The sequence below is a fragment of the Halobacillus sp. HZG1 genome (assembly GCF_035818575.1).
Classification (GTDB): Bacteria; Bacillota; Bacilli; order Bacillales; family Halobacillaceae; genus Halobacillus; species Halobacillus litoralis.
The window spans coordinates 238,148-251,707 of the sequence record NZ_JAYLVQ010000061.1 but is presented as its reverse complement, the minus strand read 5'-3'; the positions used below and the strand labels follow the sequence as shown (position 1 = coordinate 251,707).

The 13,560-nt window shown below is 46.9% G+C and carries 13 protein-coding genes; 8 read left to right on the top strand and 5 right to left on the bottom strand.

Translation table 11 applies throughout. From position 1 onward, the window contains the following. Positions 1-67: 67 nt before the first annotated feature. The 3 genes from VKA52_RS10325 to VKA52_RS10315 form a co-directional block, all read right to left on the bottom strand. Positions 68-1,438: an LVIVD repeat-containing protein gene (locus tag VKA52_RS10325; RefSeq protein WP_326315602.1), complete on the bottom strand. Its 1,371-nt coding sequence runs from the start codon at positions 1,436-1,438 to the stop codon at positions 68-70. Positions 1,439-1,685: 247 nt separating this feature from the next. Then, complete coding sequence (locus VKA52_RS10320; protein ID WP_326315601.1) at positions 1,686-3,107, bottom strand: hypothetical protein; 1,422 nt, start codon at positions 3,105-3,107, stop codon at positions 1,686-1,688. Positions 3,108-3,281: 174 nt separating this feature from the next. Then, the gene (locus tag VKA52_RS10315) at positions 3,282-4,004 is read right to left on the bottom strand and encodes a DsbA family oxidoreductase (protein ID WP_326315600.1); all 723 of its coding nucleotides are present in this window, start codon (positions 4,002-4,004) and stop codon (positions 3,282-3,284) included. Between the two features lie 114 nt (positions 4,005-4,118). Here VKA52_RS10315 and VKA52_RS10310 point away from each other — a divergent pair, with 114 nt between their 5' ends. From VKA52_RS10310 to VKA52_RS10290, 5 genes are all read left to right on the top strand, one after another. Further along, a complete protein-coding gene (locus VKA52_RS10310; protein WP_326315599.1) occupies positions 4,119-4,490 on the top strand; it encodes a cytochrome-c oxidase in 372 nt (123 codons plus the stop codon). Positions 4,491-4,536: 46 nt separating this feature from the next. Beyond that, entirely contained in the window at positions 4,537-5,358 is an 822-nt protein-coding gene (locus tag VKA52_RS10305; protein WP_326315598.1) for a peptidoglycan-binding protein, read from the top strand. Positions 5,359-5,561: 203 nt separating this feature from the next. Next, positions 5,562-5,747 carry a hypothetical protein gene (locus VKA52_RS10300; protein WP_160911035.1) on the top strand — a complete coding sequence of 62 codons (186 nt, stop codon included), beginning with the start codon at positions 5,562-5,564 and terminating at the stop codon, positions 5,745-5,747. Between the two features lie 21 nt (positions 5,748-5,768). Beyond that, complete coding sequence (locus tag VKA52_RS10295; protein ID WP_160911036.1) at positions 5,769-6,065, top strand: DUF4212 domain-containing protein; 297 nt, start codon at positions 5,769-5,771, stop codon at positions 6,063-6,065. A 15-nt stretch (positions 6,066-6,080) separates the two neighbouring features. Next, positions 6,081-7,742: a sodium:solute symporter family protein gene (locus VKA52_RS10290; RefSeq protein ID WP_160911038.1), complete on the top strand. Its 1,662-nt coding sequence runs from the start codon at positions 6,081-6,083 to the stop codon at positions 7,740-7,742. 69 nt (positions 7,743-7,811) lie between these two features. On the opposite strand, the gene VKA52_RS10285 is transcribed toward VKA52_RS10290, so the two are convergent. Continuing rightward, the gene (locus tag VKA52_RS10285) at positions 7,812-9,293 is read right to left on the bottom strand and encodes a gluconokinase (protein WP_326315597.1); all 1,482 of its coding nucleotides are present in this window, start codon (positions 9,291-9,293) and stop codon (positions 7,812-7,814) included. Between the two features lie 14 nt (positions 9,294-9,307). Then, positions 9,308-10,165 (bottom strand): MurR/RpiR family transcriptional regulator, encoded by an 858-nt coding sequence (locus tag VKA52_RS10280; protein ID WP_326315596.1) that lies wholly within the window; start codon positions 10,163-10,165, stop codon positions 9,308-9,310. A 349-nt stretch (positions 10,166-10,514) separates the two neighbouring features. Here VKA52_RS10280 and VKA52_RS10275 point away from each other — a divergent pair, with 349 nt between their 5' ends. From VKA52_RS10275 to VKA52_RS10265, 3 genes are all read left to right on the top strand, one after another. Next, positions 10,515-11,564, top strand: coding sequence for a TRAP transporter substrate-binding protein (locus VKA52_RS10275; RefSeq protein WP_206947403.1), 1,050 nt, complete (start codon positions 10,515-10,517; stop codon positions 11,562-11,564). A 75-nt stretch (positions 11,565-11,639) separates the two neighbouring features. Further along, positions 11,640-12,179, top strand: a complete 540-nt coding sequence (locus VKA52_RS10270) for a TRAP transporter small permease (protein WP_160911046.1) — start codon at positions 11,640-11,642, stop codon at positions 12,177-12,179. After that, positions 12,176-13,456, top strand: a complete 1,281-nt coding sequence (locus tag VKA52_RS10265) for a TRAP transporter large permease (protein ID WP_160911047.1) — start codon at positions 12,176-12,178, stop codon at positions 13,454-13,456. The genes VKA52_RS10270 and VKA52_RS10265 overlap by 4 nt, the downstream gene beginning before the upstream one ends. Positions 13,457-13,560 lie beyond the last annotated feature (104 nt).

Below are 13,560 nucleotides of genomic sequence, written 5' to 3'. Positions count from 1 at the left end.
AAGATTTAATTGATATAAGAGATTTTTGGTTGATAAAAGCCTCCTGTATGATCAGGAGGCTTTACCTTTACTTATCGCTATTATTTTTCTGCAGCACTTTCAAACCTTGGTTCATGTCTGAGCCGAGCACGTAGTTGCGATCGACGAATGTTCCCCAGAAATAACCACCTGCTGGACTATAAACTCCAACTTGCTCGGGGTTGCTTGGATCTGTGATATCTACCGCTCGAATACCTCCTGCATAGTGGGAGAGGTATAAAGTGTTGCCGTGAACTTTTGGATCATGAACCGTATTGGCGAAGGTGACGCCATCTTCCACGTCATCGACAAGCTCTGTCTTGAACGTGCTCAACAGCTTCGGATTCTCTTTGTCCTTAATATCAAAAATTCTTGTGTAGCCGTAAGATTCTTCATAACCTTCTTTCGTAGGGTTGTACACTTCGCGTGTTTCAATCAGCACATTGCCGCCTTTAGCAAGGGCAGCGGAGTGCGCGGAACCCTGGACATCCGGAGCATAATCAGTCCGACCTTCAAACTTCACATTGTAAGGATCAGAGATATCGAGAATGATTGTACCGAGATCCCAGAAGGAAAGAAGAGCCGTATCTCCATTGTTATCCGTCATTGTACTGTGGTTGAAGACTGGACGCGTTTTTCCATCCGGAGAATTCCAGTGATATCCATTAAAGTCTTCATCCACTTCAGGGAGAGTACGCGGGTCGAATTCATAAATCGTTTCCGGAGTTGAAGGATCGCTGACGTCAACTAAAGCAAAATCCTTCTCTTCTCCGTGCGTGTAGTAATCTGCATACGGATTGGCCGCTAATACGAAAGGCTTTCCTTCTTTCACTGTCAGGTAAAGTTCATGAGTACCTGGCACGCGCTTGTCCATTTCCCAGAAACCGAGTTTTTCAGGTGATTCAGGATTGGATACGTCATACAAAAGGAAACCACCCTTTGAATCAGGGTTGCTGCGGTTGAGCTGCTGGACACTTACGACAGCAAGATTACCTTTGAATTCCTTCGTGTTCACTTTTTTAACAATGACCTTCTCCTGCCATGTGCCTGGGATGTCATCGGCAAACTTCGCGATTTCCACAGGATTGGATGGATCTTTCAAATCAAAGATACGGACGCCGCCTTCGCCGCCGTTTCTAGTATGTGTTCCCACATAAGCATAGCCGTCATGGGCATAAACATCGGCGGTGTTGTTCTGGATTCCGTCATATTCTTTCAGTTGTGCAGAACCGACTTCCTTCCAGTTCCCCACGTTTTTTGTGCCTTCTAAAACAGGTACCTCATTAAGTGATTGAGACCCTTCCTGTCCCTTTTCTACTAAAGCATCATCAAGCATGTCGTGCGCAAATGTTGTCGGTGTAGCAGAAAAGACAAGTAACCCAGCCATCGCTGAGCTGAGAACGATGTGTTTCTTATTCATCAATTTTCCCCCTCTAATGAAATGCTTACCAAAATATAACATGTGAGGAAATTAATTTCATTAATATTCAGAAAAATGAATCAATCGGACAGGTGTTCCCTAGTCTATCTTTCCTGCATATCCAACCCTTCGTGTGTCTAAAGAAACACCAACCAACAAACAAATGAAGGAGGAAAGTGAGATTGACAAAAAATGGTGTACCAGGTCATCCATATTATGGATGACCTGGTACACCAAATAAAGGAAACTAAAACAGGAGTAATGCGACGATGGTGGAGGTGATCAGTCCTAGGATGACGGGGATGAAGTTTTTCCGGACGAGTTCCATGACGGGGACGCCGCAGAATCCTGCAATCGCAATCAAGGACGACCAGGCGATGATGGTCCCGCCTCCTGTCCAGATGGATCCCATCTGTCCGATGGCAGCGAGGGTTGAAGCGTCAATTGTTCCGTTGGCGAGGGAGGCGGATAGCGCGCCGGTAAGCGGAAGTCCTGAGAAACCGGAGCCGTCCAATCCTGTAATGATTCCGATGATTAAAATGCTAAAAGCGGTCAAAAAGGCGCTTTGTGGCAGATAATCCTGGCTCGATTGGACGAGGTCGAAAAGAAAGGAAGGGGCCGCTTCAGCAGGCAGCACAAGAATATCTTTGGCAAAATCCCCACTGCCGAGAAAGAAGAAACCGGCAATCGGAATGACAGGTCCCATCGCTTTAAAGGCAAAAACGAAACCTTCGGTAATATGCTCACTCACATCATCGAGGGCTTTATGTTTTCCGAAGGCCACACTGGAAAGCAACAATAAAACGACAGCAACGCCTCCGATAAAGGCCGCTCCGCTTCCTCCTTCAAATCCACCCATCCGTCCCGAGCCAATCTTGGTCGAAACCATATAAATCATGACAGCCAGCATGGAGAGAGGGACGAGGATGGCAAAGACTTTACTCCAGAGATGAACACGTGAACTTGGCGTTCCTCCTGGTTCTTTGAGCCCCTGCATTTGAACAATTTCCTGCTCGTTATGAGGGTCATCCTTGGAGCGGAAACTTTTTCTATTGAAGAGATAAGCGAGACCGATCGCAACGATCCCTGTAACCACCGATAAAATCAAAGCCTGATCCATGACGCCCGCTGTATCGATCCCTGCCGATTTTGCGGATAATTCTGGTGCTACCTGGATGATATAATCCGACGATAACGCCATCCCCTGGCCGGCAAGCGCCACTGCCATCGCCGCCACCATCGCAGGCAGGCCCGTACGGATGGCCGCAGGGACAAGAAGGGCGCAGATGAGCGGAACAGCAGGAGTCGGCCAGAAGAAAAGAGACACGACATAGGTGACTCCGACAAGAATAAAAAACGATACATGACTGTTGATCATCACTTTTTGAATCGGCTGGATCATGCGTGTATCCGCACCGAGATCTTTTAAGGAACGTAACAAGGCAACCATAAAAGTAATGATCAAGAAAATATTGAACAATTCTTTCGCAGCCACAAGGTTGGCATTGAAGACACCCACAAAGCCACTGATTAAATTACCATTAAACATCCATGCGACCACAAAAGTACCAAGCAAAGTGGGGAGTACGACCCCTTTACGGAAAATCATCGTTAAGATGATGAGAAATGTGAACAGCCCATAAATCCAATGAGACATTGTCAATTCCATTAAAATGCCTCCTCTTTTTTATATAGGCTATTCACTAATACAGGGAGAGGTGAGAAAGGGGATCTTCTTTATAAAAAGGATAGCCTCCTAATGGAGGAGGGGATCGACCTGGCACCATTCCGCGCACATGAAAATGCACATAAAAAAGCCGCGGGACACCCCGCGGCTTTCATCCTACTTCTTTTCTTCCCCAGGTACTTCACAGCCATCTTCCGTACAAGCCGCTCCACTCTCACTGGATAAATCTTCAAATGCAGGCGTCTGTTCCTCTTCGGCAAAAGCTTTTTCAAGCCCCTGAACGAAGACCTCCGTCGGCTGTGCGCCAGAGACGGCATACTTCCGGTTGATGACGAAAAACGGTACACCCTGGACACCGATCTGCTGGGCTTCCGCTTCTTCACGGCGAACCGCTTCCGTATAATCGGTTCCTTCAAGAACAGAAACCACCGCATCCCGGTCAAGTCCGACCTCAACGGCCAGCTCCGTGATCGTTTCATGATCCCCGACATCTTTGCCATCTGTCAGAACGGCTTTGAAAAAGCGTTCAGCAAAAGCTATGCCCAATCCTTTTTCATTAGCCAATTGAGAGACACGATGGGCATCAAACGTGTTTGTCGGTACCACCGAATCAAAGTGGAAATCAAGGCCGACCATCTTCGCCTGCTCGGTCATGTTCTGCGTCATCTCACGCGCTTCTTCCATTGACCGGCCATATTTAGCCGCGAGTTTCTCATGCATGTTTCTTCCCGTGTTGCGCTCGGCATTCGGATCAAGTTCAAAGCTCTTATAAACGACATCCACTTGTTTGCCTGGAAAATGTTCCAGCGCTTCTTCTAGTCTGCGTTTTCCGATATAACAAAAAGGACAGACGAAATCTGACCAAATTTCTATTTTCATTGCGTTCACCTCTTCATTAGATTCTCCTCCATTTTACGATGCTGATCAGCGGAATTCCATGATTCTGTTTGGAAGCTGTCCCACGTATATATGGGAAAAAGGAGGTTGGACTTTATGGGGATTACGTTGGTTAAAATTTCAACTGTCTATTTTGCCATCGGCATTGCCATCGGTTACTACATGTCCAGTGCACACGACTATGCGCTCACACCTGTGCACGTCCATATCAATGTACTCGGATGGAGCGCCCTCACACTCGCGGGTATTTTATATCATCTCTTTCCCGACCTAGCGAAATCTTTATCTGGAAAAATTCATTTCTGGCTTCATAACATCGGTCTACCGATCATGATGCTCGGCTTATTTTTAGTCGTCCTTTTCGAAAATGACGTGTGGCTTCCCCTTGTCGCGACAGGCGCAACCATCACATCACTCGGCATTTTCTTCTTCGTGTTCAATGTGTTGAAAAATTTGAAAGCAGCCTGACACCAAATCCCTCTCCGCTTCGATTATAGAAGCAGGGAGGGATTTTATGATTACAATAGAAACCTTGAAGCATCGCAGTTTGGATAAAATGGGGAACGTCCAAACAATCGTACAAGAAAAGGTTTGGAAAATGATCGAGCAATCCTACACAGAGGGAATATTTGTACAAATTTCCTCCGGCCATCGCACGCATGAGGAGCAGGCCCGCTTGTATGGACAGGGACGGCCGGACTATTATTGGAACGGGAAAAGATATGGACACAGCGGGAACATCGTCACCTATGCCACACCTGGAGAAAGCAATCACCACAGCGGCCGCGCGGTTGATTTTTTCCTGGTCAGTTCAGATGGGAGAAAAGCACTCTGGACGGTGAATCAGGATTGGCGTAAAGTAGCGGATATTGCGAAGTCACTCGGTTTTCAGTGGGGTGGAGACTGGTCTAGCTTCAAGGATTATGCCCATCTCGAATGGCCGGAAAAATCCCAGGATGTCCGTGATCTTCAAACGAAGCTCCGCCGATTAGGTTACGAACCAGGCCCCATCGATGGCCTTTATGGGCTACGGACCAAACAAGCAGTCGTAACTTTTCAACACCAGGAAGGGTTGGAAGTGGATGGGAGTGCCGGCCCGTTGACGACAAACCGGCTCAACGCGCGCACCTATCCGGGAAATCCCATTTACTTCGGCGCTAAAGGGTCCGTGGTCAAACGGATCCAGCGGGCAGTCGGAATAGCAGACGACGGCCATTTCGGGCCATTAACTGAAGCGGCCGTATGTACATTCCAGCAACAGCACGGGCTTGAAATTGATGGTGTTGTTGGACCTCGCACGTGGCGGAAGATGTTTGGAAACCAGCATCCCTCATAGGATGCTGGTTTTTAATAGAATCGCACTGATGCATAAGAGGAAATTACATAAATCCTCGAAACTTGTCTAGTCATATCGTACCTGTTGACAAATTATGAGAATTTTATAATAATACAAGTTGTAATATTCAGTTAAATCTAAATATTCACACAAAAATTTTTACCTTGTCATGTTAACGCTTACACAAAAGGAGGGTAGATTCGTTGCTGATTCCGATTATTCTTTCCGTTATAACCGTACTTTCTGTTGTTTTCGCACTGAAAAAGAAGCGGCCGTTCCTACTGGCTGTGCCATTCATTGCGCTCTTCGGTGTCGCTCTCACCAAGATCATCATGGTGCCGATGCCGTTCTGGGAAACCGTACAGTTCATTTTTAACCTAAGAGGATAATGCAAAGGGAGGTGAATCGTTGTGAAAAAAATGGATCCACAGAAGGCGAAAGCGTATTTCCGTTTGCGTACGACTTTGATCATCATCTATCTCGCTATCGGGGCAATCGTATCTTTTGGAGTTGTTCTTTTTGCCGAAAGTCTTCAGTCCTTTACAGTGATGGGGATACCTCTTCCCTATTACATGGGAGCACAGGGAGCTATTATTACGTTTATTGCACTGCTTTTCTTTAATGCCATCATCAGTGACGTCGTCGATAAGAAATTCGGGCTGGTACCAAAAGAAGATTCCGATCAAAATCAAGTGGTTAACCAATAGGATAGGGGGAGAAATATGGACGCACAGTTTATAGTCTCCCTTGCTTTGATTGTCGCTACTTTTGCTCTGTACATAGGTATCGCTGTTTACAATAAAGCAAGGGCTACTTCAGATTTCTACGTTGCCGGCCGCGGGGTGCCGCCTGTTTACAATGGCATGGCCATTGGAGCAGATTGGATGAGTGCAGCTTCATTCATCGGACTCGCCGGTACGGTTATGATTCTTGGATACGATGGACTCGCATACATTATGGGATGGACAGGCGGGTATTTGCTCCTTACGTTCCTTTTAGCACCACAGTTAAGAAAATATGGCCGGTACACCGTGCCGGAATTCATTGGAGACCGCTATCGCAGCAATACGGCCAGGTTAATTGCTGCGGTAGCAACCATCATTATAAGCTTCACCTACTCGGTCGGACAATTATCTGGGTCAGGGGTTGTTATTGGACGTCTGTTTGAAATAAACACGGTCACTGGGACGTTGATTGGCGTCGTGCTGATCGCCTTTTACTCAGCGATGGGTGGAATGAAAGGAATCACCTGGACACAGGTCGCCCAGTACTTGGTATTGATTATCGCGTATTTGATTCCGGTCATTTTCATGTCGCTGCAGCTGACGCAGAACCCTGTCCCTTGGATTTCATACGGGGACGTCATTTCGGAGATGCGTACGATCGATCAGGAATTGGGCATTTCTGAATACATCATTCCATTTACAGAAGGATCGAAATGGCAGTTCATCGCTCTGATGTTCACACTGACAGCGGGAACAGCCGGTCTGCCACACGTCATCGTCCGTTTCTATACGGTAGCGACGATGAAAGCTGCTCGCTGGAGTGGAGCCTGGGCTTTGCTATTCATCGGTTTACTCTATTTGTCTGCTCCTGCGTACGCCGCTTTTTCCCGTTTCATCTTGATGACGGAAGTGGCTGGTTCGCAATTGAATAACCTTCCCGCATGGACACAAGCCTGGGTGGATACCGGACGGCTTTCCCTTGCGGACAATAATAGTGACGGGGTCCTTCAGTGGTCGGAACTTGTCATCAGTAATGATATCGTCGTTATGGCAACACCAGAGATCGCAAACCTTGGCATCTTCGTCATCGGTTTGATGGCTGCCGGTGCAATGGCGGCTGCCTTATCAACAGCCGGTGGATTGATGATCGCGATTTCCGCAGCCTTGTCCCACGACATTTATTACCGCTCCATCAATCCGAATGCGAGTGAGAAAAAACGTCTGGCTGTCGGACGTTGGTCGATCGTCCTTGCTACTGTCGCCGCAGGTTTGATTGCCTTGAATCCGCCAGGGGCCATCACGCAAATCGTCGCCTGGGCCTTCGCTTTAGCATCCGGCTCGTTCTTCCCGGCCTTGCTCCTCGGCGTATGGTGGAAGCGGGCCAATGGACCTGGGGTTATTGCTGGTTTGCTTGTCGGACTTTCCGTGACCCTCGGATACATTTTTGCAGCGAAATACGGAGGGTTCACGATTCTAGGAATCATTGATACCGGTGCCGGCGTTTTCGGGGCATCCGCCGCTATCATAGCGAACGTCGTTGTCTCTCTCGCGACCGCACCACCATCCAAACAAACCCAGGATGAAGTCACGGACCTCCGTTATCCTGAACAAATCGAATACAAAGACGGAGAATACTGGCTCAAAGAAAACGTCAAATAAAAAATGGAAAAAAGAGGTGTACCAGGTCATCCAATATTTGGATGACCTGGTACACCATTTATTTACATCTTACATACGATGAAGTTTTTCGAAGTCGGTTTGCAGTTTGCTTGATACGGATTCGTAGACTTCAAAGAGGGCTTTGTATTTTTGATGATTCTCGGCATTCGGCTCATAATGTTCCTTCATTGGGATCGAAGATTTAATCGATGCTAAGCTGTCCACGTGACCGAGACTGTACAAGGCTACCCAGGCCGCTCCCCAGGCGGAACTTTGATGGCTTACCGGAATGTCGATCCGCTTGTTGAAAATGTCAGCGAGCATCTGAACCCACGCCTCTGACCGGGCAAACCCGCCACTCGCATAAATTTTGTCATGCTTGTTACCAAGACGCTCCAGGGCACTTCCAATATGTAAAATGGAAAACAGTACGCCTTCCATCGCGGCTCTCGTCATATGTTCCTTGCCGTGGGCAGGTGTGAGACCGATGAAAGATCCTTTCGCTTCTGCGTTCCAGAACGGCGCGCGCTCCCCATTTAGATAAGGAAGGAAAATCAAATTTCCCGCACCCGCTTCCACTTCACTGGCTAGACGAGTCAACTCTTCCACTGAAATTTTTTCCTCACCGGAAAAGAGCCGCTGCACCCATTGCAACACAAGACCTCCGTTATTTGACGGTCCGCCGGTAATCCATAAATCATCGGTAAAGCTGTAGGAGAACACTTCCTGTTGATCATCCAGAAGCGGTTCACTGGAAAATTGTCGGATCGCTCCACTTGTCCCAATGGTGATGGCTGTCTCACCAGGCTGAATCGCTCCAATTCCAAGGTTCGCCAAAGGCCCATCACTGCCGCCGATGACAAACGGCGTTCCTGCATCGAGACCAGCCTTTTCAGCGGCTTCTGCACTCATGCCTTTCATTGCATACGTAGGCTCCACAGGTTGGAAAAGCTGTTCGCGACCAATGCCTGCAACAGTGAGCGTTTCTTCATCCCAAGTATGTTCAAGAATGTTGAAAAGCCCCGTGGCTGCAGCAATCGAATAATCGACCACTTTTTCCCCGAACCAGCGATACAATAAAAATTCTTTCACCGATACAAAGTAGTCGGCTTTCTGCCATGGTTCATAGTGGTTGTTTTTCATCCATAACAGTTTCGATAACGGAGACATTGGATGCAGCGGTGTACCTGTGCGCCTATACACATCGGGGTGGCTTTCCTTCAAGGTGTTCGCTTCCTCTGCACTGCGCGCGTCTGCCCAAATGATTGACGGGGAAAGAGGAGCCCCTTTTTCATCCATACAAATCAGGGAGTGCATAGCAGCAGAGATTCCGACGCCCACAATGTCTTCACGTTCAATCGTTTCCGTACTTAAATTCAACGCTTCTAGTGCGGCCTGCTCTATTTGAAGCGGGTCCTGTTCGGCGTGACCGACGACAGGGTGGGAGAGAGGGTAAGCCACTTCGTATTCAGCGGCTACCTCTCCATTTTTATGAAAAACGACGGATTTCGCGCTCGTCGTTCCAAGATCTAATCCAATCACATAACTCATCTTAAATTTCCTTTCTACACACGCTTTCTTGAGATCGCATCACGCATGCGCTGCGTAGCGGTCTGCGCTTGTTCCTTCATTTTTACACTATAATTGACAAAAAGAGAATCGATCAGCGAAAGACCGGCGATTCTTGAAGCGAGCGCTTCTGAACGGAATTCCGTTTCCTCTGCGACAGTATACAAAGACAAATCAACCACTTTTGTCAGTGGAGATTTAGCGAAGTTTGTTATAGCGATAATCTTCACATGGTTCTCTTTCGCGACATCCACAATATCGAGAATATCCTGATTGGAACCGGTATGGGAAATAACGACCGCTACATCCGTTTCTCTCATTTGCGAAGCGGACATCAGCTGTAAGTGTGTATCCGGGTACGCATAGGCTTCCATTCCGGTCCTCATAAACTTGTGCTGAGCGTCCATCGCAAGGATGTTCGAGCCCCCACTTCCGAAAAAGAACACCCGATCGGCTTCGACCAAGTACTCCATTGCTTTTTTCAAAGAAAGCGGGTTCTGGACATCCCGGGATGTTTCAAGTGCCCGGATATTCGCTTGAAAAACTTTTTCAGTAATTTCAAAGTCGGTATCTTCTTCAGATATCTTTTCATGGATATCCTGGATCGGATTGACGATTTCTGAGGCTAAAGCAATTTTCATGGCCTGATAGCCTTTAAAACCTAAGCGCTTACAAAATCTGAAAACGGTTGCATCAGCGACCATAAGATCATCCGCAACCTGGTTAATGGTAGAGTGAACGATTTCTTCTGAATTTTCTAAAATGTAATCAGCGATCAGTTTTTCTTTTTCACTGAACTGCGTATAAGAAGAACGGATTCGACTGATGACGTGTTTCGTGGGAGCTTCAATCATAGGGATTCCTCCTTCGAATTTCCACTTTCTCTTATTGTATATGAAATTAATTTCAAAAGAAAGTTTGGGTTCGTTGAAATTTTTTTCTGAAAAACTATTGAACTAAAAAAGATTTATTGTATAATCGAAATTACAGAAAATAATTTTCACATTTTTCAACACGCTTTTTTTTAGAGGTTCTTTGAAAGCGCTTCTAATCAAGACGCAGAGGGAGATGTACATACGGAAACTATTTTCTATGGAATCGATTCCTGTTACGTTGGCCCTTTATTGAAAGCGGTTACTGTTTTAGGAATAGTACGTAAGCTTTGTGAAAAAAATTTTACATACAAAAGGAGAGAGGTTGAACATGAAGAAATTATTTGGTTTATTGTCCATGGTTCTTTTGATTACGGTCCTTGCCGCTTGTGGTAACGGCGATGCAGAGTCCAGCAGTGGCGAAGGTGAAAGCGCTTCAGGCGACAGCGGGGAAACAAAAACGATTAAAGCGGGTATCGGTCTGAACAGTGACCACCCTCAGTACAAAGGTCTATTGAAGTTTAAGGAAATTGTGGAAGAGAAAACAGACGGCGCGATCAAAGTGGATACCTATCACAGTGGTCAGCTTGGTGACGACCGTTCCATGACGGAAGCCCTTCAGCTTGGTACACAGGAAGTGGTTGTTCCTTCTACAGCACCACTAGCGAACTTCGTACCAGAATTCAGCGTCTTCGACATTCCGTTCCTTTTCCCTAACGAACAAGTAGCGGATGAAGTACTAGACGGTGAAGTTGGACAAGAATTGCTTGGGAAACTAGAAGAACAGAACCTTGTAGGCCTTGCTTATTGGGAAAATGGTTTCCGTGACCTTACAAACAGTGAGCGCGCGGTAGCCTCCGTTGATGACTTTGATGGTTTGAAAATCCGTACCATGGAAAACGATCTTCACCTGGATGCCTTCAAGGCACTAGGAGCAAACCCTACACCTATGGCATTCACAGAATTGTTCACAGCAATGCAGCAAGGTACAGTTGACGGTCAGGAAAATCCTTATGCAACAATCTATCTTCAAAAGTTCTATGAAGTTCAGGATCACGTATCCAACACGCACCACATCTACAGCCCATTCGTATTCTTGATGAGCAAATCTTTCTATGATGGATTGACTGAAGATCAGCAGAAGATTGTGAAAGATGCAGCAGTAGAAGCAGGTAAGCATGAGCGTAAGTTGAACCGTGAAGCGAACGAAAAGTATTTGAAACAGCTTCAAGAAGAAGGCATGGAGTACACAGAAATCTCAGATGAAGCTCGCCAGGAAATGGTCGATGCGGTAGCTCCTGTCATTGAAGATTACAAGAGTAAGATTGGTGAAGAAACGGTAGACAAAGTGTACAAAGCGATTGAAGACGCGCAAAAATAATAGAATGCAAAAGGGTACGCTGTAGCGGGTCTGCAGCGTATTCTTCTCCATTCAGGGTCAGTTGAGGTGAAGAAAATGAACATCATTCGAGCGATCGACCGAAGATTTGAAGAAGTATTGCTCGTCATTTTCTCGACCATCATGGTCAGTGTCATTTTCCTGCAAGTCGCGATGCGTGTGTCGGGAAATTCATTGTCCTGGTCAGAGGAACTCGGACGGTACTGCTTCATTTGGTTAGTGTATATCGGAATCAGTTACGGAGTGAAGAAGCAGCGCCACATCAAAGTGGATGTCATGCTGCTGTTACTTAAAGGAAAAGCAAAATTGATGCTCGCCATCATTGCGAATCTACTATTCTTAGTTTTCAGTTTGTATGTGGTCGTCAATGGATACAGCATCGCTTCCCAGTTGCTATCGTTCGGCCAACAGTCACCGGCCTTACATATACCGATGGGGCTTGTTTACATGGCGACACCAGTCGGATTTGCTTTGACAGCGATCCGTCTCGTACAAAATTTGATTGTTCAGATCAAAATGTTGATTGGTAAAAAAGAACTCGACGTCGACGATGAACGCGATCGTATGCAGCAGCAGGAAGGAGAGGATGAATCATGACAACAATCGTATTATTCGGGACATTCGCCCTCTTCCTATTGCTTAGTGTACCAATCGGGATCGCTCTCGGACTATCGACACTCGCGACCATCTTCTATACGGGCGCCATTCCGGTGCAGTTTTTAATGAAGGAACTCGTCACATCTGTCGATTCATTCCCATTGATGGCCGTTCCCTTTTTCATCCTAGCTGGTGAAATCATGGGGAAAGGCGGCATATCCGAGAGATTGTTCAACTTCGCAAACGCTCTGGTTGGTAACAAAACGGGTGGATTTGCGATGGCGACCATCGTCACATGTATGTTCTTTGCAGCGATTTCCGGCTCAGGACCAGCCACCGTTGCAGCGATCGGTGGTATTATGATTCCTGCCATGGTGAGACAAGGATATGACAAGAAATTCGCGACAGCTACGGTAGCTGCAGCGGGTTCCATTGGTGTCATCATCCCTCCAAGTATTCCAATGGTCATCTACGGTGTCGTTGGTGGAGCCTCCATCGGAGACATGTTCATCGCAGGAATTATCCCAGGATTTATCGTCGGTGGAGCACTTCTTGCTTGGGCGTACATTTATTCAAGACAACAAGGGTATAAAGGTCTGGCAGAAAAAACGTCCCTCGCAAACATCGGAAAAACACTCTGGGAAGCCAAATGGGCCCTTGTCATTCCTGTCATTATCTTAGGTGGGATTTACGGCGGAATTTTCACGCCGACAGAAGCAGCCGTTATTGCTGTCGTGTACGGTATGATCGCCGGCTTGTTCCTTTACGGTGAACTCAGCATCAAAGACATGCCGAAAATTTTCGCAGATTCAGCTTTGACGACGGCGACCGTCCTAATCATCGTTGGTTCCGCAACCGCTTTCGGCCGTCTACTTACGATCGAGCAGATCCCTACGCAAGTGGCCAACTTCATGTTGTCCATATCAGAAAATGAGATCATTCTGATTCTATTGATCACATTGCTTCTGCTTATCGTCGGGTGTTTCATGGATACACTGGCAGCGATCATCATATTGACACCGATCCTGCTACCGATTGCCGTAAACCTTGGTTACGATCCGATCCACTTCGGAATCATCATGGTCGTGAACCTGGCGATCGGATTCATTACACCGCCACTCGGCGTCAACTTGTTCGTCGGATCCGGAATATCCGGGCTCTCCATCGAGCAGCTATCCCGTGCGATCATCCCATACTTTTTCGCGATGATCTTCTCGCTACTGATGATTACATTTATTCCAGAATTATCTCTATGGTTGATCAGCTTCGCTGAATGATGAAAAAAGGACTGACCCTCCTTGTACGTCACCCGGAATCCCTTGCTTTTAGGCAAGGGGTTTTTCGGTTTTAAGCGTTACATTACACCCCTCAGTTTAAAAGG

Excerpts from the sequence above, each read along its gene's own strand:
- VKA52_RS10325 (WP_326315602.1), bottom strand. The coding sequence starts at position 1,438 with ATGAATAAGAAACACATCGTTCTCAGCTCAGCGATGGCTGGGTTACTT.
- VKA52_RS10320 (WP_326315601.1), bottom strand. The coding sequence starts at position 3,107 with ATGGAATTGACAATGTCTCATTGGATTTATGGGCTGTTCACATTTCTC.
- VKA52_RS10315 (WP_326315600.1), bottom strand. The coding sequence starts at position 4,004 with ATGAAAATAGAAATTTGGTCAGATTTCGTCTGTCCTTTTTGTTATATC.
- VKA52_RS10310 (WP_326315599.1), top strand. The coding sequence starts at position 4,119 with ATGGGGATTACGTTGGTTAAAATTTCAACTGTCTATTTTGCCATCGGC.
- VKA52_RS10305 (WP_326315598.1), top strand. The coding sequence starts at position 4,537 with ATGATTACAATAGAAACCTTGAAGCATCGCAGTTTGGATAAAATGGGG.
- VKA52_RS10290 (WP_160911038.1), top strand. The coding sequence starts at position 6,081 with ATGGACGCACAGTTTATAGTCTCCCTTGCTTTGATTGTCGCTACTTTT.
- VKA52_RS10285 (WP_326315597.1), bottom strand. The coding sequence starts at position 9,293 with ATGAGTTATGTGATTGGATTAGATCTTGGAACGACGAGCGCGAAATCC.
- VKA52_RS10280 (WP_326315596.1), bottom strand. The coding sequence starts at position 10,165 with ATGATTGAAGCTCCCACGAAACACGTCATCAGTCGAATCCGTTCTTCT.
- VKA52_RS10275 (WP_206947403.1), top strand. The coding sequence starts at position 10,515 with ATGAAGAAATTATTTGGTTTATTGTCCATGGTTCTTTTGATTACGGTC.
- VKA52_RS10270 (WP_160911046.1), top strand. The coding sequence starts at position 11,640 with ATGAACATCATTCGAGCGATCGACCGAAGATTTGAAGAAGTATTGCTC.
- VKA52_RS10265 (WP_160911047.1), top strand. The coding sequence starts at position 12,176 with ATGACAACAATCGTATTATTCGGGACATTCGCCCTCTTCCTATTGCTT.